This window comes from Streptococcus alactolyticus, assembly GCF_042649785.1.
In the GTDB taxonomy this organism is placed as follows: Bacteria; Bacillota; Bacilli; order Lactobacillales; family Streptococcaceae; genus Streptococcus; species Streptococcus alactolyticus.
This window is the reverse complement of sequence record NZ_JBHRZX010000012.1, coordinates 399-21,943: the sequence shown is the minus strand read 5'-3', so window position 1 is coordinate 21,943 and position 21,545 is coordinate 399. Positions and strand designations below refer to the sequence as shown.

The window sequence follows — 21,545 nt, the reverse complement described above, 5'->3', positions numbered from 1 at the left end:
ATATTCTTTGGGATTCTACTTATAAATATTATTTATTAAAACTGATGGGTTTGACTATAAGAAGTTTGGAAGTTTATAATGACCCGCATAAGATCTTTCTACATATTTAATATACTATCAGGAGGAAAAATCATGCGTGGACATGAAATTCTAAATAACCCGTTTTTAAATAAAGGGACTGCCTTTACTATGGAAGAACGTAAAGAACTTGGCTTGCTTGGTATTTTACCGCCTTACGTTCAAACAATTGAAGAACAAGCTGAACAAGCTTACCAAAATTTCTTGCGTAAGCCATCAAATCTTGAAAAACGTCATCTCTTGATGGAGATCTTCAACACTAACCGTACACTTTTCTACTACCTATTCAACCAACACATCGTTGAATTCAACCCAATTGTATACGATCCAGTTATCGCTGAAACAATCGAAGAATACAGTGAATTGTACGTTGACCCACAATACGCTGCATACCTTGATATCAACCACCCAGAAAACATCGAAGAAACATTGCGTAATGCTGCTGGCGACCGCGATATCCGTTTGATCGTTGTAACAGATGCTGAAGGTATCCTTGGTATCGGTGACTGGGGTGTACAAGGTGTGGATATCTCTGTTGGTAAATTGATGATTTACACAGCTGCAGCTGGTATTGATCCTGCATCAGTTATGCCACTTGTTATCGATGCTGGTACAAACCGTAAAGAACTTTTGGATAATCCAATGTATCTTGGTAACCGCCACGAACGTGTTACAGGTGACCAATACTACGAATTTATCGACAAATTCGTTCAAACAGCTGAAAACATGTTCCCTAAATTGTACCTTCACTGGGAAGATTTCGGTCGTTCAAATGCTGCGAACATTCTTAACAAATACAAAAAAGAAATTCCAACATTTAACGATGACATCCAAGGTACTGGTATCGTAGTTCTTGGTGGTATCTTCGGTGCTATGGACATCACTGGTGAAAAACTAACTGACCAAGTTTACCTATGCTACGGTGGTGGTTCTGCTGGTGCTGGTATTGCTGACCGCGTTCACGCTGAAATGGTTTCAGAAGGTTTGACTCCAGAAGAAGCTTACAAACACTTCTTCATGATTGACAAACAAGGTCTTCTTTTCGATGACATGGAAGATTTGACACCTGCTCAAAAACCATTTGCTAAAAAACGTGAAGACTTCGCTGACTGCGGTGATATGACAAGCCTTCTTAACGTTATTAAAACAGTTAAACCAACAATCTTGGTTGGTACATCAACTGATGCTGGTGCCTTCACTAAAGAAGTTGTTGAAGCAATGTGTGAAAACACTGAACGTCCAGTTATCTTCCCAATTTCAAACCCAACTAAGAAATTAGAAGCAACTGCTGAGCAAGTTATAGAATGGTCAGACGGTAAAGCCTTCGTTGCTACTGGTGTGCCTTCAGGTACAGTAAGCTACAAAGGCGTTGATTACCAAATCGGTCAAGCAAACAATGCTCTAATCTATCCAGGTCTTGGTCTTGGTATGTTGGCTTCTGAAGCATCACTTCTTACAGATGAAATGATTGGTGCTGCAGCTCACTCACTTAGTGGTCTTGTAGATCCAGGTCAACCAGGAGCACCTGTTCTTCCTCCATTCCAATACGTTGCTGAAGTTTCTATCAAAGTTGCGGAAGCTGTTGCCAAAAAAGCTCAAGAACAAGGTTTGGCTCAAGCTGAAGAAAAAGACATGGCTAAAGCTGTTCGTGACCTTAAATGGTATCCAAAATATTAATGAAGGAGGATAACCATTCGTATGAAAAAATTCTCGAACGTTAAAATTGCGGGTGTTTCCGCTCCACTTTATAAGGCTCTGGTTATCATTTTAGCTGTTGTTATTGCTATGGGGAAACTACCGCTCAATATGGTTGGAATTACTTTTATGTTGGTCGTTTTAGGACATCTTTTCTACTTCCTTGGTGAACGATTACCATTTTGGAATACTTACCTTGGTGGTAGGTCAGTCTTTACCTTGCTGTTAGCCGCAATCTTAGCTTCAACAGGATTGATTCCAAGATCAGTTGTCTCAGCCACTTCTAGTTTCATGAGTGATTGGGGTTTTCTAGATTTTTATATTGCAGCGCTTATTTGTGGCTCAATTCTAGGGATGAACCGCAAACTTTTGGTGAAAGCCTCTGCTAAATTCATTCCTGTCGCTCTTTTATCAATGGTTATCGGTTTCTTTGCCACTGGTGCTGTTGGGGCTTTGCTCGGTCAAGGCTTTGGACATTCTGTCATGTACATTTCATTTGCCCAAATGGCAGGAGGAATGGGTGCAGGAATCGTGCCATTATCCAAAATCTATGCGGCTGGATTGCACACAGATGCCTCATCAATCTTGTCACAATTAGCCCCAGCAACCACGCTAGGAAATATTTTTGCCATTATCGGTGCCATTGTGTTGGCGCGTGGATTTGCTAACACCAAATTCAATGGGCACGGTGTGCTCATCCCTGTTGACAAAGACGATTTGAAAAAATCTGAAGCTCCGCTTGACCCTACAAAAATCGGTGTCGGAATGATGCTTGCCTTTGCCCTTTTCCTTATCGGCGTTATCTTAAATGCCTTTATTCCAAAAGTGCACAGCTATGCCTTTATGATTATCATTGTCTTTGTTCTCAAAGCGCTTGATATTGTACCAAAACCATTAGAAGAAGCAGTGGTTATGTTTAATCGTGTGATTATGACTAACTTGACACACGCTGTTTTGGCAGGTATTGGGCTTTCAATGATTGATTTGAGTTCATTAGCGCAAGCCATGACATGGCAATTTGTCCTTATCGGTTTAACATCTGTTGTGTCAATGGGACTTGCTAGCTGGATTTTGGGACAGGTTCTCGGTATGTATCCAGTCGAAACAGCTATCGGTGCTGGGATGATTAACAATTCCATGGGTGGCACAGGAAATATCGCTGTGCTTTCTGCGGCGGACCGCATGGAAATGATTGCCTTTGCCCAAATGGCAAACCGACTTGGCGGTGCAATCGTCCTCATCCTTGGAGGAATCCTAATCCAATTTTTACATTAATTCAACACTTTACTCCTTAAAATGTATTGAATACCCTTTAAAATTTGTGTTTACTCTGAAAAAATAGACAATATTATTACACAGAACCCCCTAGCTTGCTCACCACAGGCTAGGGGGTTATTTTTATGATAAATATTTATTTTCTTTTTGTGATTTTAGCCAAAGTGTAATAGCTAGTGCAAGTAGATAGAGTAGGATAAAGATAATAAGAGTACTTGTGTATGATTTGGTTGCTGAGTATGTGACAGCAAGCAGCATTGGACCTGCTAGCGCAGCCATTCCCCAAGCTGTTAAAATATAACCGTGCATGGTTGCTAGCTCTTTAGCACCGAAAATATCGCTAAGATATGGTGGAATGAGTGAGAAGCCAGCTCCGTAGCAAGTCATGAGCACAGCCATGGCAATGGTGAACAATGCTGGCGCGTGAAGGAATATGAGCGATACAGTCATGAGTATATTAACAACAAATAAAATAAGGAAGGTCAGCGGACGACCGATATAGTCTGACAAGCTAGCCCAGAGCAATCTTCCAAAGCCATTGAAAATTCCCATAAGCCCAACGATAATGGCAGCTTGGTTGGCAGTCATGCCAGCTATATCTTGTGCCATAGGTGAGACAACAGAGATTAAGGCAAGCCCACAAGAAATGTTGATGAAGAGAATTAGCCAGAGCAGGTAAAATTCAACTGTTTTTAAGGCTTTTTTAGCTCCAATACCTTGACTTAATTGCTTATGACTGTCGTCAGTATCCTGTTCACTGTAGGATGGAAATTTGAGAAACTGTGAGACGATAAGCATGACCAGAAAATAAGCTCCCCCTAACAGGTAAAAGGTGTTGATAACATCATATTTGGTGATTAAAAAATGCGCAATTGGACCGGTTAAAAGAGAGGCAAAGCCAAATCCCATGATAGCTAGCCCAGTTGCCAGCCCTCGTTTATCAGGAAACCACTTGATAATCATTGATACGGGTGTGACATAGCCCGTACCCAGCCCGATACCGCCAAGGACACCATAACCAAGATAAAGCAGAAAGATACTATGCTGGGCAATAGCAAAGCCTGTCAGGATGTTTCCAGAAGCATATAAGATAGCAGAAATGGTACCAGTAACACGAGGTCCAAATTTTTCCACAACTTGCCCCATAAATGCAGCCGACATGCCCAAACAGAAAATGGCAAGCGAAAAAGCAAAGGCAATCGCTGATTGATTCCAGCTAGTCTCAGCAATAATAGGATTACGATAAACACTCCAAGCGTAGGTAGAGCCTAGCATTAAATGCAAGATAACACCACAACTTGCGATGACATAACGATTGTTGGTAGACATTACTTCTCCTTTTTACGAATATTAAGACACAATGTTTTAAATAATGTTAGGATATTATTATATCTTATTTTTATTATAAGTCAAATAGTATTTTTGTTGTATAAAAAACGAATGATAAAAAAGAGGCAGCTAAGAATGTTCAGAGTTTTATAATTTGGTCAAATAAAGCTATCCACATGTGCAAAAGTCAAAACCTTTTTAAAAACGTCCTTATCCACAGAACGACTAAGGGTCAGATTATCAAGTAAAGATTCTTTAAAAATATGTGGTTTTTGAGGAATCAAGGCAAAAATAGTTTGCAAACTTTCTAGCAACGTATCTTTGTAATGATGATTATCAATCACAATATCACCGTCATAGCAGGTCAATTCTCCTGTTAATACTCGGATTAATGTTGATTTTCCAGCACCCGAGCCTCCCACAATAGCAACTTTTTCTCCTTTCTTAATCGTAATATTAGGATAGGTGATGCTATTGCCATTTTCAAAAGTGACACACAAATCGTGAATAACCAATTCTTAATTAAAATTAGTTATGGCATCGAGATTCTCAATACTTACTTTTTTAGGGTATTTTTCTAGCAATTTAAAGGTCGCTTTAAAGGTAACAATGTTATAAGCAGCTCCCCTAGTGTAGTTGAATAGGCAACTGGTTAGATTGGCAATTGAGAAAATAACCCCCGTAGTGATTTCCCCCTTAATGACTAGATAACCAGTAACCATAAAAATAATTACTTGTGCCACAACACTTGACATCAATGAAAGAGAATTAGCCGTACTAGAGCTTCTTGCCAACTTAACCTTGGATTTTACCACTGTGAAAAAGTCTGCTAAAATGCGATTTTTAAAGTAAGCAGTTTGATTATTGTGGAAAAAAATGTCAAAACCACTTAAATAATCACTTGTACGATTTAAAGCAACAGTCAAATCAGATGAAACAGCCTCCGTTTCTTGTGCAATATTATTTTCAAAAATTTTAGGAAGAAAGTAAACTAAAGCAGTCATTAAAATACTAACCGCAAGTAGTAGCCAATGAAAATAAATGATAGCAAAAGCGTTAAATAGCACAGTTATAATACTTTCAATGGCGCTGTATAACTGATTAAAACCGTTATCTTTTAATAAATTCATGTCATTAATTAACCATGAATTGTATTCGTCCTTGCTATGATGAGAGTTACCTGCATATGAATCGCTCTTTGTCAACTGTAATAGGTGTCAAAGTTAAACTCTAGCGAGAACAAATGATGTTCTCGATTTTTTGATGTTTAAAGCGAGGTAAATGCGTTTTTTAAAGTTGTCAAAGTTCCTGTAACCAAAAGTGTTTCGTTTAATATCTTTGATGAGTTTGTTAGTAGCTTCAGGTTTGACGTTAGAATAAGGGAGTAGCATTAGTGATGTATTTCTGATAACGGATAAAGGTTGTAGTAATTTTTAAGTTGCGGTACGTGTTTGAAAAATCTTTTTAAATACTCTTTAGATATTAGAGTTTCTCTGAAAGTCCTTGAATAAAAAGCATTGGGCGATAATTTTCGACTATCCTTTTGAATGAGTTTCCAGTAATATTTTAGAACACGGTATTCAAGAGATTTTTTCACGCCCATAAATAGTCACTTACTGCATTCTATGAAGTTAGATAAAAGTCACACTATGATAATAAGATATATTGACTTAGCTCAGTAAAATATTTGTTGCACTTAATAATTTGATTTTTATTTAGAATCATTATAAATAGTAGTTTTTTTGGAACTATTATAATATAATAAAAGTAAGAAAGAGGTTAATAGAATGTCAAACTTCAAAAAATTACTTACAACTCTAACTATTGCACTATGTGCATTGGTTATTAATTTTATTCTTCATAAACCAGATTTGGCCTACATTCTAGTGGCTATTGCCGGCGGTATTATGTCTTTATCAATGCTTATTGATATGATTAAGACTTTAAAATCTGGTCAGTACGGTGTTGATATTCTAGCTATTTCAGCTATTATTGCTACCTTACTTGTTGGTGATTATTGGGCTAGTCTTATGATTCTCATCATGCTTACAGGTGGGGAAAGTCTTGAAGATTATGCCAGTAAACAGGCCAGTCGTGAATTACGAAGTCTTCTTGATAATAGTCCCAAAATTGCACATCGCTTGATTGGACACGAGTTGGAAGATGTTCCTGTTGAAGCTTTAAAAATTGGTGATGTAGTCGTCGTTAGACCTGATGAGATGGTGCCAGTAGATGGACGTATTTTACGTGGAGAATCTGATTTTAATGAAGCCTCACTGACTGGTGAATCTAAACCAATTGAAAAGAAGGTTGGAGATAATATTTTATCTGGTTCTATGAATGGTTCAAATTCTATCCAATTTGAAGTTACTTCACTGGCTGAAGATAGTCAATACCAACAATTGGTGAGATTGGTAAAAGAGTCAACTTCAAATCCTGCACCATTTGTTAGACTTGCTGATCGCTATTCAATTCCTTTTACAGTCATTGCTTATGTAATCGGTGGATTTGCTTGGTTTGTCTCAAAAGATCCAGTGCGTTTTGCTCAAGTCCTTGTTGTAGCTTCGCCATGTCCCCTAATATTAGCAGCCCCTGTAGCACTGGTTGCTGGCATGAGTCAAGCATCAAAGAACGGGATTATTATTAGAACAGGGACAACCCTAGAAAAGTTGTCTGGTGCAAAATCTGTAGCTTTTGATAAGACGGGTACTATTACACAAGGAAACCTAGCTGTCAATCAAATCATCGCAGTTGAAGGGACCACGGAAGAAGAACTCATTCAGCTTGCAGCAAGTCTTGAACAAAATTCATCACATATCTTAGCACGTTCACTAGTACAATACGCTAAAAGTAAAGGTATTACATTTTTACCTGTCACATCAGCAACTGAAGTAACGGCTCAAGGTATCATAGGAAAGATTTCAGGTAATGAAGTTTCAGCAGGCAAACCGAGCCTTATCAAAAACTTTAGTTCTGAAAATCTTTCAAAAGAAACTAGCATTTATGTTGGTAAAAACGGTCATCTACTCGGATATATTACTTTTAAGGACTCCGTTCGACCTGAAGCCAAGGAAACAATGCAAAAACTCCAACAAATGGATGTTAAAAACCTAGTTATGCTCACTGGAGATAAATATTCAGTCGCTAAGGAAATAGCAGAGCAGGTTGGTATTAATAAAGTCTTCGCAGATTGCTTACCGCAGGATAAAATTAAGCACTTAAAAGATATTGAAGTCCAAAATGGACCAGTTTTAATGGTGGGAGATGGTGTAAATGATGCCCCAGCCCTTGTAACCGCAGATGTCGGAATTGCTATGGGTGCTCATGGATCAACAGCAGCAAGTGAGAACGCAGATGTTGTCATCATGAAAGATGATTTGAGTAAGGTTGCACAAGTTATTGCTATTGCAAAACACACCATGAAAATCGCTAAACAATCTGTTTTAATTGGTTTATTTGTTTGTTTAGTGCTGATGGTCATTGCAGCAACAGGTGTCATCCCAACTTTATTAGGAGCTATGCTTCAAGAAGTTGTTGATACTGTTTCAATTCTCTCAGCATTACGAGCACGTAAAAATGTGTGATATAATTGCTTGAGATTCAATCTGTCAATTAAATTAGATATAAAAATCTATGTTAGATTAGATGATACACTACCAAGTTAGAAAAATAATAAGTTGAAAAGTATTGCTTTCATCAGATAATAACTAAGCCTGCTAAATTAAGAAATTTATCAGCCAAAGGAATAGGTGTTATGGAGAGTCAGCATCGAAAAATAACCTATCGGATGAAACACAGGGGAATGTATTGGTCATTAAAAGGTGCTTATACAATGTCGAGATTAATTATTCTAGATAGAATTAATTTTGTTGATGATCTATTTTTTGGTAATTGGCGAAAAGAGTATGAATACTATCAAAATCAACGTTTAAGCGTTGGTTATCTCCGAGAAGCGAAGGAACAAACGATATTTAAATCACGCAAAATTTTTCAACGTGCTGGGAAATTTACTTCTCTTGACCGCCAAAAATTTAAGTATTAAAAACTTTAAAATTTTTTGGATTTTAAGGCTTTTTTAAGTTGTTTTTGTTTGCATTTTTCTGACAATTTTGTTATAATATCATTGTAGAAAATCAAAAAAAGGAGCAGAAGCGGGTAACTTCTACTCCACCGATTAAGACAAATCTACACTTTGCTTAATCAGTCTGAAGTTATTGTAACACAAAAAAGCCAATAAAGTCAAGACTGAAGCAAGGAAACCTTTGTTTCGGTATTTTTTTTTGAAAAAATTCAACAGAGAAATCTCTTGATTTATAGGCTTGATGATTATTCTCAAAAAAATAGACACAAACAAGAGCGGTACAGCTTGACAGGATGCCATTCTTGTTATAAAATAATAAGGTATGTTTAGTAACTGATCAAAAATAGCCGGCTAAACGAATACGAAAATCTATGAGGAGGTAATCACTGTGAAACGTACTTATCAACCAAGTAAAATTCGTCGTCAACGTAAGCATGGCTTCCGTCACCGTATGTCGACTAAAAACGGTCGTCGTGTCCTAGCTGCACGTCGTCGTAAAGGACGTAAAGTTTTATCTGCTTAATTGATAGAATAAACCATACCATCAGTGCTCGAGACTGATGGTATTTTCGTTTGCTTGAAAGTGCAGCTCTTTTGTGAACCTAGTGTCAGGATACCTTTTCGTGAAGTATGTTATAATAAAAACGAGAAAAAAGAGGAATAGACTAATACATGATAACGATTTTTGATACACACACGCATTTAAACGCTGACGATTTTGTTGGGCGTGAAGATGAAGAATTGGCGCTAGCTAAGGAAATGGGCGTCACTCGGCACAATGTGGTTGGTTTTGATGCACCAACGATTAAACGTGCCCTTGATTTGGCTGAAAAATACCCTGAAGTTTATGCTACAATTGGTTGGCATCCGACAGAAGCTGGGTCTTACAATCAAGAAGTGGAGGATATGATTGTCGCCCACTTGTCACATCCAAAAGTGATTGGTCTAGGTGAGATTGGATTGGATTATTATTGGATGGAAGACCCGAAAGATGTTCAGATTGAGATTTTCAAGCGTCAGATTCAATTATCAAAAGACCATGATTTGCCTTTCATCGTCCACACCCGCGATGCCCTAGAAGACACCTATCAAGTTATCAAAGAGGCAGGTGTTGGCCCTCGTGGTGGGATTATTCATTCTTTTTCAGGGTCTTTGGAAATGGCAGAGCGTTTTATCGAGCTTGGTATGATGATTTCATTTTCAGGGGTTGTCACTTTTAAAAAAGCCCTTGATGTGCAAGAAGCTGCGCAAAAATTGCCGTTGGATAAGATTTTGGTGGAAACAGATGCCCCATACCTTGCCCCTGTTCCAAAACGTGGACGTGAAAACCGCACGGCTTATACTCGCTATGTTGTAGATAAAATCGCAGAACTCCGTGGCTTGACTGTGGAAGAAGTGGCACAAGCGACAACAGAAAATGCAAAGAGGTTGTTTGATTGTGACTGAGAAAATTAAAATTCAAGAAGTGGTTGTGGTTGAAGGCAAGGACGACACAGCCAATTTGCGTCATTTCTACGATGTGGACACCTACGAAACACGAGGTTCTGCTATCAATGATGACGACCTTGAGCGTATTGACAAATTAAATGATCTTCGTGGGGTTATTGTCTTTACCGACCCAGATTACAACGGCGAACGCATTCGTAAAATCATCATGAATGCCATCCCAAATGTGAAGCACGCCTTTTTAAATCGTGATGAGGCGGCTCCCAAGTCAAAAACAAAAGGGCGCTCGCTCGGTGTCGAACACGCCAGTTTTGATGATTTGCAAAAGGCTTTGTCAGGTGTGTTGGGGCATTTTGATGACGATGACCAGTTTGACATCACGAAAACAGACTTAATGCGCTTGGGGCTTTTAATGGGAGCAGATAGCCGCAAACGTCGCGAATATTTGGGCGAAAAGCTTCGTATTGGTTATAGCAACGGCAAACAACTTCTCAAACGCTTAGAGCTCTTTGACATTACTTTGGCCGAAGTAGAAGAAACGATGGCAACATATGAGGGCTGACTTTTTAAGAGTCTTCTGTGTTCTATACTAAGATTGATAGAAACGAAAGGAAAGAAAAGTCCCCACGTTTTGGTTGGGGAATATTGATTATGAGAATTGCAGATTATAGCGTGACGCGTGCTATTCTTGAGCGTCATGGGTTTACCTTTAAAAAATCATTTGGACAGAACTTTTTGACAGATACCAATATTCTTCAAAAGATTGTAGATACAGCGGAGATTGACAAGGGTGTCAACGTGATTGAAATTGGTCCTGGTATCGGTGCTTTGACGGAATTTTTGGCAGAAAATGCTGCTGAAGTCATGGCTTTTGAAATTGACGACCGTTTGATTCCGATTTTGGCGGATACGCTCCGCGATTTTGACAACGTCAAAGTCATCAACGGAGACATTTTGAAAGCTGATTTGCAAAGCCATATCAAATCATTTGCAAATCCCGATTTGCCTATCAAGGTGGTCGCAAATCTGCCTTACTACATCACCACACCTATCTTGATGCATTTGATTGAGTCAAAAATCCCATTTGCGGAATTTGTCGTGATGATGCAAAAAGAAGTGGCAGACCGTATTTCAGCTGAGCCAAATACCAAGGCTTATGGGTCATTGTCAATCGCGGTGCAATATTACATGACAGCCAAGGTGGCTTTCATCGTGCCTCGCACGGTCTTTGTGCCTGCACCGAACGTGGATTCAGCTATTTTGAAAATGACACGCCGTGAGCAACCTCTTGTTCAAGTGAAAGATGAAGATTTCTTCTTCCGCATTGCTAAAATCAGCTTTGTTCACCGCCGCAAAACCCTTTGGAATAATTTGACTAGCCATTTTGGAAAAGCTGAGGAAACCAAGGCTAAATTGGAACAAGCGCTTGACATGGCAGATATCAAACCGTCTGTTCGTGGCGAAGCCCTTTCTATTGCGGATTTTGCTAGATTGGCAGACGCTTTAAAAGAAGCTGGTTTGTAAGTTTTAAGACGACTAAAAACAAGACTCAACTGCGTTTGGGTCTTGTTTTTTTGAATCTAAGAAAGGCCTGCTTCAAACGTGTCAGAATGGGCTTCGACGCTGATTTTTTGCAGGGTTAAGGGATGTGTAAAACTGAGTTTGTGGGCGTGCAGCATGAGGCGGTCATCGGACACATGGCTGTACAAAGGGTCCCCAATAATGGGATAATGATGCGCTGACAAATGCACTCGAATTTGGTGCGTTCGCCCTGTTTTTAAGCGGCAGCGAACCAGACTTCCCTTTGAAAAAACTTTTAAACGGTCCACGATAGTAATGGCGCGCTGGCCATTTTTAGGGTCGACTACTCGTTTGCGGCGGTCATGACGGTGGCGCCCAATCTTATCTTGAAAAACTTGGTGTTTTGGCTCGAAAGTCCCCTGAACCAAGGACCAATATTCACGAGAAATGTCCTTGTTTTCCAACAAACGGTTTAAAATAGGCAGGATAAAAGGGTTTTTGGCAAATAAAATAGCTCCGCTGGTTTCCTTGTCCAAACGGTGCACCACGTAGCAGGTTTGCCCTACATAAGCCGAAACATGGTTAAGCAGAGCCATTTCTGTTGGTTCATTACCGTGTGTTTTCATGCCTTCGGGCTTGTTGACGATGATAATGTGTTCGTCTTGATACAGGCAATCCACCAATTTAGCTTGTCCCAAGGGAATGTCTTTTTGCGAATAATCTTCCTCATCAAAGGTCAGCTGGATGCTGTCGCCTGTTTGCACCAAACTTTGCCAATTAATGGTTTCTCCGTTGATGAGCAGGTGTTTTTTGGTGCGCAAAAAATGCCGAATTTTCCGAGGAATCAGCAGGTGCTCTTCTAAAAGTTCCTTGACCGTGCAGTCTGGGTAGGGATTGGTAAATGTGTAAGATGTAGTCATGACTCTATTATACCAAAAAAAAACGCACCTCAACGAGATGCGCTAAAGCCCTATTTGCTTTCATTTTCTTTGAGCCAAGCATGGTATTTTTCCACCAAGTTGACCGCCATTTGGCTTGCTACTGCGACAGAATAAGCTTCTGTTCCTTCGGTTTCGCTTTCAGAAACTTCAATCTTTGTTTCATCGTAGATGGCTTTTAGACTTTCAGGAGAAAGTGTTTTTTTAAATGCTTCAAATTCTTTGTTCATGATAAGCAATTCCTTTCTAATATCTTTGTCTGACCAGATATCTCTACCCTACCATTTTATCATAAAACCTTAAAAATAGAATGAAAACGTTATAACAAATGACATCCTTTTCATTTCTGACGATTTTAAGGGAAATTGCTATAATGGAATTATGACACATTTAAAAAGAATTAAAGAAAGCTTTCTGTCCTTTGTTAGGCGCTTGACAGGAAGGGAATCTTCTCAGGAAGAGGACCGTAATTTTGAAGAGTGGCTCAACGAGGAAGAAAGTCCTGAAGACGTTACTGATCATTCTCAAGAAGGAGAGGCTGCACCACGCTATCAGCGAAGCCGTGCGCACCAAGATAAAACCAAGCATTATCCCGCTTGGGTGCAAAAAATCCTGCGGTTTGTACCCTCTCCTCAGAATCCCATCCGCCGTTTTTGGCGCCGTTACCATATTGGTAAAATACTGCTGATTTTGGCGGGGATAGCGACCTTGGCGATTGGTTCTTACCTTTATTTGGTTGCTAAATCAACCAACGTTTCTGATTTGCAAGATGCCTTAAAGGCTACCACTGTCATCTACGATAAAAATGATGAGCAAATTGGCTCGCTGTCGGGACAAAAAGGAACTTATGTGGACCTTGACAATATCAGCGATTACATGAAAGAAGCGGTTATTGCCACGGAGGATAGAACCTTTTACCAAAATAGCGGTATCAATTACTCGCGTTTCTTGTTGGCAGTCTTTACGTTTGGGCGTTTTGGTGGTGGTTCGACCATTACGCAACAATTGGCGAAAAATGCTTACCTGAGCCAAGAACAGACCGTCACGCGTAAAGCCAAGGAATTTTTCCTAGCGCTAGAGTTGACCAAAAAATACAGCAAAGACGACATCTTGACCATGTATTTGAACAATGCGTATTTTGGTAATTCGGTTTGGGGTGTTGAAGATGCCAGTCAAAAATACTTTGGTACTGACGCTGAGAATTTGACCTTGGAGCAATCGGCTATTTTGGCTGGAATGTTGAAGGGGCCTGAGATTTACAACCCATATTACTCAGTGGAGAATGCAACAAACCGAAGGAATACGGTCTTGCAGGCCATGGTTCACGCTGGTAAAATCACGCAAGAACAAGCTGATGAGGCCTCACAAGTGGATATTGCCAGTGAGTTGCACGATACTTATACAGGAACTTCTGATAGTTATCAGTACCCGTCTTACTTTGATGCGGTTATTCAAGAAGCAGAGCAAAAATACAATCTGTCAGAAAATGATATTGTCAACAATGGCTATAAAATCTATACGGAGTTAGACCAAAATTATCAAGACAATATGCAGGCTGTTTTTGACGACACGAGTTATTTCCCAACGTCAAGTTATGATGGTCAAAGCGCTCAAGGAGCCAGCGTCGCAATGGATCCCGCAACTGGTGCTGTTCGTGGTTTAGTTGGGCGTGTGAGCTCAAGTTCGGCTTCCTTTAGAAGTTTCAACTACGCGACCCAAGCCTCACGTAGCCCAGGGTCAACCATTAAACCGTTGGTGGTTTACACTCCAGCCGTCGCGGCGGGCTATTCGATTACGACGGAATTGCCAAATACCGTGCAAGATTACGATGGCTATGATCCTGGAAACTATGGTGGCGTTGAAACAGCTGATGTTCCTATGTATCAAGCCTTGGCTAATTCTTACAATATTCCAGCTGTTTATTTGCTCAATAAAATCGGTATCAGCAAGGGTATTACTTACGGTGAGAAATTCGGTCTGAACATGAAGAAGGTCAAGGAAGAACTGGGTATCGCGCTGGGTGGCGGTGTCACAACCAACCCGCTTGAAATGGCCCAGGCCTATTCAACCTTTGCCAATGACGGTATCATGCCAACGGCTCATTTGATTTCACGTATTGAAAATGCCAGCGGTGAAGTCATTGCACAGTTTAAACAAGACCAAAAACGCGTGATTAGCCAAACTGTTGCGGACAAGATGACCAGCATGATGTTAGGAACCTTTTCAAATGGTTCTGCTATCAATGCCAATGCTTATGGTTATACCATGGCAGGAAAAACAGGTACGGTTGAAACAAGCTTCAATGACAATTTGACGAGCGACCAGTGGGTGATTGGTTACACGCCTGATGTGGTGATTGCCCAGTGGCTAGGCTATGATTCGACGGACGAAAATCACTACCTGACAGATGCCAGCTCGGGAACAGCCTCAACGATTTTCAGTGCTGTTGCCAGTCGCATCTTGCCATACACCGCAGGTACTGCCTTTACTGTTGAAAATGCTTATAGTCAAAACGGTTACGACTTGATTTATAGTGCCAACGCGTCTGACACTGACACTAGCCCATCATCTAGCTCAGATAACTTTTTGGATAAGGTTCAAGAATCAGCACAAACCGCCAAGGAAAAGATAGGTCAAGCCGTTCAAGACGTTTGGGACAATGTTTCCAACTGGTTTAATAGACGAACGAATTAAAACTTGATAAAATGATAAAAAGATGATAGGATGATATTGGAGGCATTATGGCACAGAAAAAAGCAAGTTTAGCTTGTACAGAGTGTGGGAGCCGTAACTACTCTATCGGAGTGAGCAGTAACCCTAAACCTGTACGTTTAGAAGTCAATAAATATTGTAAACATTGTAAGAAATACACGTTACACAAAGAAACACGTTAATATTAAGGCGATTACGTAACGAGTGTGAAGGAGGAGCGATCCGTGGGATTTATCAAGGGAGTTTTTGCGGTTTTAAGAGATACAACATGGCCAGATCGTAGACAACGTTGGAGAGATTTTATTTCTGTATTAGAGTATACAGCGTTTTTTACACTTGCGATTTATATCTTTGATAAACTACTCTCGTTGGGAGTAACGGACTTATTGAACCGTTTTTAGGTAGAATAACAAAAAGTGGTGGGGCTTCCCATCACTTTTTTTGTGGTTTCCCCGAGTCCATCATTGACAGAGAACGCCTTTTTATTCTATAATGAAAGAAAAAACGAAGCAAAGAGCCCTCAGGGCTTTTTATAGTGGAGGAAAAGATGCTAGATTCATTTGATAAAGGCTGGTTTGTGCTACAAACTTACTCTGGGTATGAAAATAAAGTGAAAGAAACCCTTTTGCAACGTGCCCAAACCTACAATATGTTGGACAATATTTTGCGCGTGGAAATCCCAACGCAAACTGTCAATGTTGAGAAAAACGGGAAAGTCAAAGAAGTTGAAGAAAACCGTTTCCCTGGTTATGTCTTGGTTGAGATGGTTATGACAGACGAAGCTTGGTTTGTTGTGCGTAACACACCAAACGTTACAGGATTTGTTGGGTCACACGGTAACCGTTCAAAACCAACACCGCTCTTGGAAGAAGAAATCCGCTCAATTCTCATCTCAATGGGTCAAACGGTTGATGTGATTGATACCAACATTAAAGAAGGTGACGTGGTTCAAATCATTGATGGTGCCTTTATGGGACAAGAAGGTCGCGTCGTTGAAATTGAAAACAACAAAGTGAAATTGATGATTAATATGTTTGGAACAGAAACACAAGCAGAATTGGAACTTTACCAAATCGCTGAACTGTAAACAAGCGTCATGATTAAGCTAGGGTGAATGCTCTAGCTTTTTTGTTGGTCGGTGACTAAAAATGATATCGGCATTGTGTGCTTTTGCCAATCATTTGATATACTGTACATAGTCATATACAAGAATAAAGGAGTCTGTAAATGTCTGTTGGTTTAGTATTAGAAGGTGGGGGAATGCGTGGGCTTTACACGGCTGGCGTTCTCGATGCATTTTTAGATGCTGGTATCAAGGTTGACGGGATAGTCGCGGTATCAGCTGGGGCACTTTTTGGGGTGAATTTTTTATCTAAGCAAAAGGGCAGAGCTCTCCGTTACAATCAAAAATACGCTTCTTATCCTAACTACATGGGCCTTCGTTCTTGGTTACGAACGGGCAATGTGGTCAACAAAGAATTTGCTTATTACAAGGTTCCCATGGAATTAGATGTTTTTGATGAGGAAACCTTTGAGCAATCTGGTGTTCCTTTTTACGTCACTGTCACCAATCTTGAAACAGGTAAGGCAGAATACCACAAGATTGACAATGTGTTTGAGCAAATGGAGTTGTTTCGTGCCAGTTCGGCCTTGCCAGTAGCCTCAAAAATTGTTGAGTGGCAGGGCAAACATTACCTTGATGGTGGCTTGTCAGACAGCATTCCTGTTGATTTTGCCAAAAGCCTTGGCTTTGATAAACTCATCGTGGTCTTGACACGTCCGCTTGATTACCGCAAAAAAGCGTCTAGTGGTCGCCTTTACAAGTTGCTTTATAGGCATTACCCTAACTTTGTCGAAGTGGCTTCCAAACGTTACCAATACTATAATGACACGCTGGAGCACATTATTGATTTGGAGCAGAAGGGGCAAGTTTTTGCGATTAGACCAAGCCAACCATTAGAGATTGGACGTCTGGAAACCAACCCTGACAAGTTTGAAGAGATTTATCAGATTGGCTTGAAACAAGCCAAAGCAGATATGGCGAGCTTACAAGCTTATTTATCGAAGGCATGAAGTCCCCAGTGATTTCGCCTTTTTTCTTTGTTATTTTCATGGTATAATAGAAGCTATACTATGAACATGGAGAAATGACATGGCAACTTACAATCACAAAGAAATTGAGAAAAAATGGCAGGCTTATTGGGCTGACAATCATACGTTCAAAACAGGAACAGACGCTGATAAACCAAACTTTTACGCGTTGGATATGTTTCCTTACCCGTCAGGTGCAGGGCTTCACGTTGGACACCCAGAAGGCTACACAGCAACTGATATTTTGAGTCGTTTCAAACGTGCACAAGGCTATAACGTGCTTCACCCAATGGGATGGGACGCTTTTGGACTTCCTGCTGAGCAATACGCGATGGATACAGGAAATGACCCAGCTGAATTTACAGCGCAAAACATCGCTAACTTCAAACGCCAAATCAATGCACTTGGTTTCTCATACGACTGGGACCGCGAAGTAAATACCACTGACCCTAGCTACTACAAATGGACACAGTGGATTTTCACAAAATTGTATGAAAAAGGCTTGGCATACGAAGCTGAAGTGCCTGTTAACTGGGTTGAAGAATTGGGAACAGCCATCGCCAACGAAGAAGTGCTTCCTGACGGTACTTCTGAACGTGGAGGGTACCCAGTTGTCCGCAAACCAATGCGTCAATGGATGCTTAAAATCACAGCTTATGCAGAGCGCTTGCTAGAAGATTTGGAAGACCTTGACTGGCCTGAATCAATCAAAGATATGCAACGCAACTGGATTGGTAAATCAACAGGTGCCAATGTGACCTTCAAAGTGAAGGACACAGACCAAGATTTCACAGTCTTTACCACTCGTCCTGATACTCTTTTTGGTGCGACTTATGCTGTTTTAGCACCTGAACACCCATTGGTTGATGCTATTACAACGCCTGAACAAGCACAAGCTGTGGCAGATTACAAACACCAAGCAAGCCTCAAATCTGACCTTGCGCGTACAGACCTTGCTAAAGAAAAAACAGGTGTTTGGACAGGTAGCTATGCGATCAATCCTGTCAATGGTCGTGAAATGCCAATTTGGATTGCAGATTATGTGCTTGTGAGCTATGGAACTGGTGCTATCATGGCTGTTCCTGCCCACGACACACGCGACTGGGAATTCGCTAAACAATTCAATCTAGATATTATCCCAGTACTTGAAGGCGGCAATGTTGAAGAAGAAGCTTACACAGAAGACGGTATTCACATCAATTCTGGCTTCCTAGACGGTCTTGACAAAGCGCAAGCCATTGACAAAATGGTCGAATGGCTCGAAGCTGAAGGAGTGGGAAATAAAAAAGTCACTTACCGTTTACGCGACTGGCTCTTTTCACGCCAACGCTACTGGGGTGAACCAATTCCAATCGTTCACTGGGAAGATGGCACAACCACTGCCCTTCCAGAAGACCAACTTCCTCTGGTCTTGCCAGTAACTAAGGACATTAAACCTTCAGGAACAGGGGAGTCACCACTAGCTAACTTGACAGATTGGTTAGAAGTTACTCGTGAAGACGGTGTTAAAGGGCGCCGTGAAACCAATACCATGCCACAATGGGCAGGTTCAAGCTGGTACTTCTTACGCTACATCGACCCGCATAACGACGAAAAACTAGCTGACGAAGAATTATTGAAACAATGGTTGCCAGTTGACATTTACATCGGTGGTGCCGAACACGCCGTGCTTCACTTGCTTTACGCTCGCTTCTGGCACAAATTCCTTTATGATTTAGGCGTTGTTCCAACCAAAGAACCGTTCCAAAAACTCTTTAACCAAGGGATGATTTTGGGAACAAGCTACCGCGACCACCGTGGAGCCCTTGTACCAACAGACAAGGTTGAAAAACGCGATGGGTTATTCTTCAACATCGAAACTGGCGAAGAATTGGAACAAGCACCAGCTAAAATGTCTAAATCATTGAAAAACGTTGTCAACCCTGACGACGTAGTTGAACGCTATGGTGCCGACACATTGCGCGTGTATGAAATGTTTATGGGACCATTGGACGCTTCTATCGCTTGGTCTGAAGAAGGTCTTGAAGGCTCACGTAAGTTCCTTGACCGCGTTTACCGCTTGTTGACAACCAAAGATATCGTTGCTGACAATAACGGTGCTTTAGACAAGGTTTACAATGAAACCGTTAAAGCCGTTACAGAACAGCTCGAAGCCATGAAATTCAACACAGCGATTGCACAATTGATGGTCTTTGTAAACAGCGCCAACAAAGAAGACAAACTCTTTGTAGATTACGCCAAAGGCTTCATTCAATTGTTGGCTCCATTTGCCCCACACCTTGCTGAAGAATTGTGGCAAAACGTGACCCAATCAGGTGAAAGCATTTCATACGTGGCATGGCCAACATGGGATGAATCAAAACTTGTTGAAAACGACGTTGAAATTGTCATCCAAATCAAAGGAAAAGTACGAGCTAAATTGGTCGTACCAAAAGACGCAAGTCGCGAAGAACTCGAAAAACTCGCCCTTTCCAATGACAAGATTCAAGCTGAAATCGCAGGCAAAGATATCGTCAAAGTTATTGCTGTCCCTAACAAACTTGTCAACATCGTGGTAAAATAATCACTACATATAATCTTGAACTCCTGTCCAATGGACAGGAGTTTTTGGTTTATAACGATGATGTCTGGTAAAACTTAGTAAAATCCAATAGTAAACGTTTACAAAAAATTATCTAAAAGGTAAAATAAAAGAAAGAACCTAAGAAAGAGGGAAAAATGGAAGTAAAACAAGAAATTGTTGAGATAATTAATCGGCAAAAGATTGAAAAATACACTATTATTAATGATAATGGTGTCCAAGTTGGTTTACTAACGCTGGGAGCAACTTGGCAAGAATTTTTAGTGCCAGATGACAAAGGTGGTCAGAAAAATCTTATCATTGGTTTTGATGAGCCAAGTGATTATCTGAAAAGTCCTTTATGTGCAGGTCAATCAATCGGACGTGTTGCAGGGCGTATTAATCAAGGGAAAGTTAACCTTGATGGCAAAGAAATTCAGCTACCACAAAACGAAAAAGGAAACACTCTTCACGGTGGTCCAAAAGGTTTCCACAAACACATTTGGCAAGCAAGAGTTGAAAATGATATTGACAAAGCCACTGTTGTCATGACTTACAATGCTAAAGAAAGTGTTGATGGTTTCCCTGGTGATATGTTGGTAACAGCACGTTTTACGCTGGATAACGACAATCGTTTTATAATCACTTACACTGGTAAAAATGGCGGTCAAGCGACCCTCTTTAACCCAACTAACCACGTTTACTTTAACCTCGGTGAACGCCAAGACTTGGCACACCATACCTTTACTTTGGCTGCTGACTGTTACTTGGAAACACGTGATGATTTGGTGCCAACAGGAAAATTCATTGACGTTGCTGGCACAGCTTATGATTTTCAAACTGGGCAAAACCTTGGAGAGGCTATCGCTGATACAGGCGGGCTTGACGATGCTTTCTTGGTAAATGCTTCGCTTGATAAACCTTGTGGAGAATTGAAAGATGAAGAAAGTGGCGATTCTGTTCACCTTTATTCTGACCGTGATACTTGGGTCGTTTACAGTATGGGTGGCATTCCTGAGGATATTTATCCAGCGCGTGATAAGGGTAAAATGGCTAAAGAATTTGAAGCCTTAGCGCTTGAAGCACAATTTCTCCCAGATGCTATTAATAATGACGGTTTTGGTGATATTGTTCTTCCAGCCAATACCGAAAAGACTTATACTATTGCTTTTGAATATCATAAAGGATAATATAATTTTACAAATTCAGTTAAAAAAGAGATTTCTGTTTGGAATCTCTTTTTATAATTTACAATTGATTCTTGAATTATGATTGAGAAAATCCAGTCAGAGCAAAATAGTTGTGTGAAAACATACTTTGTAGTAGCATAGCGTTATACAGTTCTACATACTATATTCCAACATCAAAGTAATATAGTATGTAGAATTAGAAAGGAAATGTAAATAATGATTGAAATTACATTTTTAAACGCCGTAAACCAAGAACGAGTGGTGACGTTTGACTCATACGAGGAATTCGAACGTTCACAGCAAGCTTGCTCAATCGATATTGCCGACTATTACAAAGTCACTAAGGTCGTTTATAACGGTCATGTACTGGATTATTCAGGAAATTATGGCAACCTATTTTACTACTTTTTAAAACAAGATTTAACACAATATCGCTAATATCATGTTTGTTATTTAATGATGCGGTGCTTTTATGGGAGAACAAAAATGAAACCCAAATTTCAAGTTGAAATTAGCCACCCGTAAGAAATTCACTCGGCGACTTGTAGTCCAAGCATTTTTTAGGGTAATTGTTAATCCAATTTTCGATAAAAGCGACTTCTTTCGAGGTCGTTTTCTTGGTTCCTTTT

At 40.3% G+C, this 21,545-nt stretch carries 20 protein-coding genes and 3 pseudogenes (1 of these 23 only partly in view); 16 read left to right on the top strand and 7 right to left on the bottom strand.

Annotated elements, in window-relative coordinates; genetic code table 11:
* Window positions 1–132 precede the first annotated feature (132 nt).
* Together ACFORE_RS02885 and ACFORE_RS02880 are read left to right on the top strand one after the other, a co-directional pair.
* Window positions 133–1,755 (top strand): malolactic enzyme, encoded by a 1,623-nt coding sequence (locus ACFORE_RS02885; protein WP_264879387.1) that lies wholly within the window; start codon window positions 133–135, stop codon window positions 1,753–1,755.
* Between the two features lie 21 nt (window positions 1,756–1,776).
* Window positions 1,777–3,048 carry a 2-hydroxycarboxylate transporter family protein gene (locus tag ACFORE_RS02880; RefSeq protein ID WP_269725608.1) on the top strand — a complete coding sequence of 424 codons (1,272 nt, stop codon included), beginning with the start codon at window positions 1,777–1,779 and terminating at the stop codon, window positions 3,046–3,048.
* A 123-nt stretch (window positions 3,049–3,171) separates the two neighbouring features.
* Here the strand turns inward: ACFORE_RS02880 and ACFORE_RS02875 are convergent, their stop codons facing one another.
* The 4 genes and pseudogenes from ACFORE_RS02875 to ACFORE_RS02860 form a co-directional block, all read right to left on the bottom strand.
* Window positions 3,172–4,377: an L-lactate MFS transporter gene (locus ACFORE_RS02875; protein WP_039671247.1), complete on the bottom strand. Its 1,206-nt coding sequence runs from the start codon at window positions 4,375–4,377 to the stop codon at window positions 3,172–3,174.
* A 158-nt stretch (window positions 4,378–4,535) separates the two neighbouring features.
* Window positions 4,536–4,892 (bottom strand): ATP-binding cassette domain-containing protein, encoded by a 357-nt coding sequence (locus tag ACFORE_RS02870; protein ID WP_233451206.1) that lies wholly within the window; start codon window positions 4,890–4,892, stop codon window positions 4,536–4,538.
* A gap of 3 nt (window positions 4,893–4,895) precedes the next feature.
* Window positions 4,896–5,582 (bottom strand): ABC transporter transmembrane domain-containing protein, encoded by a 687-nt coding sequence (locus tag ACFORE_RS02865; protein ID WP_257903772.1) that lies wholly within the window; start codon window positions 5,580–5,582, stop codon window positions 4,896–4,898.
* A gap of 18 nt (window positions 5,583–5,600) precedes the next feature.
* Window positions 5,601–5,965: pseudogene (locus ACFORE_RS02860) on the bottom strand (transposase); the annotation flags it as partial.
* A gap of 199 nt (window positions 5,966–6,164) precedes the next feature.
* Here ACFORE_RS02860 and ACFORE_RS02855 point away from each other — a divergent pair.
* The 6 genes and pseudogenes from ACFORE_RS02855 (at window position 6,165) to rsmA (ending at window position 11,428) form a co-directional block, all read left to right on the top strand.
* Complete coding sequence (locus tag ACFORE_RS02855; RefSeq protein WP_168261152.1) at window positions 6,165–7,961, top strand: heavy metal translocating P-type ATPase; 1,797 nt, start codon at window positions 6,165–6,167, stop codon at window positions 7,959–7,961.
* A 122-nt stretch (window positions 7,962–8,083) separates the two neighbouring features.
* Window positions 8,084–8,419: pseudogene (locus tag ACFORE_RS02850) on the top strand (ISLre2 family transposase); the annotation flags it as partial.
* Between the two features lie 427 nt (window positions 8,420–8,846).
* Window positions 8,847–8,981 carry a 50S ribosomal protein L34 gene (rpmH, locus tag ACFORE_RS02845; protein ID WP_002885866.1) on the top strand — a complete coding sequence of 45 codons (135 nt, stop codon included), beginning with the start codon at window positions 8,847–8,849 and terminating at the stop codon, window positions 8,979–8,981.
* Between the two features lie 149 nt (window positions 8,982–9,130).
* Complete coding sequence (locus ACFORE_RS02840; protein ID WP_154454835.1) at window positions 9,131–9,904, top strand: TatD family hydrolase; 774 nt, start codon at window positions 9,131–9,133, stop codon at window positions 9,902–9,904.
* Window positions 9,897–10,466, top strand: coding sequence for a ribonuclease M5 (gene rnmV, locus ACFORE_RS02835; protein ID WP_277998686.1), 570 nt, complete (start codon window positions 9,897–9,899; stop codon window positions 10,464–10,466). The genes ACFORE_RS02840 and rnmV overlap by 8 nt, the downstream gene beginning before the upstream one ends.
* Before the next feature lie 89 nt (window positions 10,467–10,555).
* Window positions 10,556–11,428, top strand: a complete 873-nt coding sequence (gene rsmA, locus ACFORE_RS02830; RefSeq protein ID WP_154454837.1) for a 16S rRNA (adenine(1518)-N(6)/adenine(1519)-N(6))-dimethyltransferase RsmA — start codon at window positions 10,556–10,558, stop codon at window positions 11,426–11,428.
* A 56-nt stretch (window positions 11,429–11,484) separates the two neighbouring features.
* Here the strand turns inward: rsmA and ACFORE_RS02825 are convergent, their stop codons facing one another.
* Window positions 11,485–12,345, bottom strand: a complete 861-nt coding sequence (locus ACFORE_RS02825; RefSeq protein WP_168261148.1) for an RluA family pseudouridine synthase — start codon at window positions 12,343–12,345, stop codon at window positions 11,485–11,487.
* A 50-nt stretch (window positions 12,346–12,395) separates the two neighbouring features.
* The gene (locus tag ACFORE_RS02820; RefSeq protein ID WP_204984925.1) at window positions 12,396–12,593 is read right to left on the bottom strand and encodes a hypothetical protein; all 198 of its coding nucleotides are present in this window, start codon (window positions 12,591–12,593) and stop codon (window positions 12,396–12,398) included.
* 151 nt (window positions 12,594–12,744) lie between these two features.
* On the opposite strand from ACFORE_RS02820, the gene pbp2a reads away from it, so the two are divergent.
* The 8 genes from pbp2a to ACFORE_RS02780 all read left to right on the top strand — a co-directional run bounded on the left by pbp2a (window position 12,745) and on the right by ACFORE_RS02780 (window position 21,354).
* A complete protein-coding gene (gene pbp2a, locus ACFORE_RS02815; protein ID WP_264879419.1) occupies window positions 12,745–15,057 on the top strand; it encodes a penicillin-binding protein PBP2A in 2,313 nt (770 codons plus the stop codon).
* A 47-nt stretch (window positions 15,058–15,104) separates the two neighbouring features.
* Window positions 15,105–15,257, top strand: coding sequence for a 50S ribosomal protein L33 (rpmG, locus tag ACFORE_RS02810; protein WP_003067827.1), 153 nt, complete (start codon window positions 15,105–15,107; stop codon window positions 15,255–15,257).
* 42 nt (window positions 15,258–15,299) lie between these two features.
* Window positions 15,300–15,476: a preprotein translocase subunit SecE gene (gene secE / locus ACFORE_RS02805; RefSeq protein WP_167829286.1), complete on the top strand. Its 177-nt coding sequence runs from the start codon at window positions 15,300–15,302 to the stop codon at window positions 15,474–15,476.
* 146 nt (window positions 15,477–15,622) lie between these two features.
* The gene (gene nusG / locus ACFORE_RS02800; protein ID WP_154454841.1) at window positions 15,623–16,162 is read left to right on the top strand and encodes a transcription termination/antitermination protein NusG; all 540 of its coding nucleotides are present in this window, start codon (window positions 15,623–15,625) and stop codon (window positions 16,160–16,162) included.
* 140 nt (window positions 16,163–16,302) lie between these two features.
* The gene (locus ACFORE_RS02795; protein WP_154454842.1) at window positions 16,303–17,148 is read left to right on the top strand and encodes a patatin-like phospholipase family protein; all 846 of its coding nucleotides are present in this window, start codon (window positions 16,303–16,305) and stop codon (window positions 17,146–17,148) included.
* Window positions 17,149–17,227: 79 nt separating this feature from the next.
* Window positions 17,228–19,729, top strand: coding sequence for a leucine--tRNA ligase (gene leuS, locus ACFORE_RS02790; protein WP_264879420.1), 2,502 nt, complete (start codon window positions 17,228–17,230; stop codon window positions 19,727–19,729).
* A gap of 155 nt (window positions 19,730–19,884) precedes the next feature.
* Window positions 19,885–20,916, top strand: coding sequence for an aldose epimerase family protein (locus ACFORE_RS02785; RefSeq protein WP_154454844.1), 1,032 nt, complete (start codon window positions 19,885–19,887; stop codon window positions 20,914–20,916).
* A gap of 216 nt (window positions 20,917–21,132) precedes the next feature.
* Window positions 21,133–21,354: a DUF4649 family protein gene (locus tag ACFORE_RS02780; RefSeq protein WP_020916018.1), complete on the top strand. Its 222-nt coding sequence runs from the start codon at window positions 21,133–21,135 to the stop codon at window positions 21,352–21,354.
* 73 nt (window positions 21,355–21,427) lie between these two features.
* Here the strand turns inward: ACFORE_RS02780 and ACFORE_RS02775 are convergent.
* Window positions 21,428–21,545, bottom strand: a pseudogene (locus ACFORE_RS02775) (IS30 family transposase); its annotated part runs 398 nt beyond the window's last position; the annotation flags it as partial.

Excerpts from the sequence above, each read along its gene's own strand:
- ACFORE_RS02885 (WP_264879387.1), top strand. The coding sequence starts at position 133 with ATGCGTGGACATGAAATTCTAAATAACCCGTTTTTAAATAAAGGGACT.
- ACFORE_RS02880 (WP_269725608.1), top strand. The coding sequence starts at position 1,777 with ATGAAAAAATTCTCGAACGTTAAAATTGCGGGTGTTTCCGCTCCACTT.
- ACFORE_RS02875 (WP_039671247.1), bottom strand. The coding sequence starts at position 4,377 with ATGTCTACCAACAATCGTTATGTCATCGCAAGTTGTGGTGTTATCTTG.
- ACFORE_RS02855 (WP_168261152.1), top strand. The coding sequence starts at position 6,165 with ATGTCAAACTTCAAAAAATTACTTACAACTCTAACTATTGCACTATGT.
- ACFORE_RS02840 (WP_154454835.1), top strand. The coding sequence starts at position 9,131 with ATGATAACGATTTTTGATACACACACGCATTTAAACGCTGACGATTTT.
- rsmA (WP_154454837.1), top strand. The coding sequence starts at position 10,556 with ATGAGAATTGCAGATTATAGCGTGACGCGTGCTATTCTTGAGCGTCAT.
- ACFORE_RS02825 (WP_168261148.1), bottom strand. The coding sequence starts at position 12,345 with ATGACTACATCTTACACATTTACCAATCCCTACCCAGACTGCACGGTC.
- ACFORE_RS02820 (WP_204984925.1), bottom strand. The coding sequence starts at position 12,593 with ATGAACAAAGAATTTGAAGCATTTAAAAAAACACTTTCTCCTGAAAGT.
- pbp2a (WP_264879419.1), top strand. The coding sequence starts at position 12,745 with ATGACACATTTAAAAAGAATTAAAGAAAGCTTTCTGTCCTTTGTTAGG.
- rpmG (WP_003067827.1), top strand. The coding sequence starts at position 15,105 with ATGGCACAGAAAAAAGCAAGTTTAGCTTGTACAGAGTGTGGGAGCCGT.
- nusG (WP_154454841.1), top strand. The coding sequence starts at position 15,623 with ATGCTAGATTCATTTGATAAAGGCTGGTTTGTGCTACAAACTTACTCT.
- ACFORE_RS02795 (WP_154454842.1), top strand. The coding sequence starts at position 16,303 with ATGTCTGTTGGTTTAGTATTAGAAGGTGGGGGAATGCGTGGGCTTTAC.
- leuS (WP_264879420.1), top strand. The coding sequence starts at position 17,228 with ATGGCAACTTACAATCACAAAGAAATTGAGAAAAAATGGCAGGCTTAT.
- ACFORE_RS02785 (WP_154454844.1), top strand. The coding sequence starts at position 19,885 with ATGGAAGTAAAACAAGAAATTGTTGAGATAATTAATCGGCAAAAGATT.
- ACFORE_RS02780 (WP_020916018.1), top strand. The coding sequence starts at position 21,133 with ATGATTGAAATTACATTTTTAAACGCCGTAAACCAAGAACGAGTGGTG.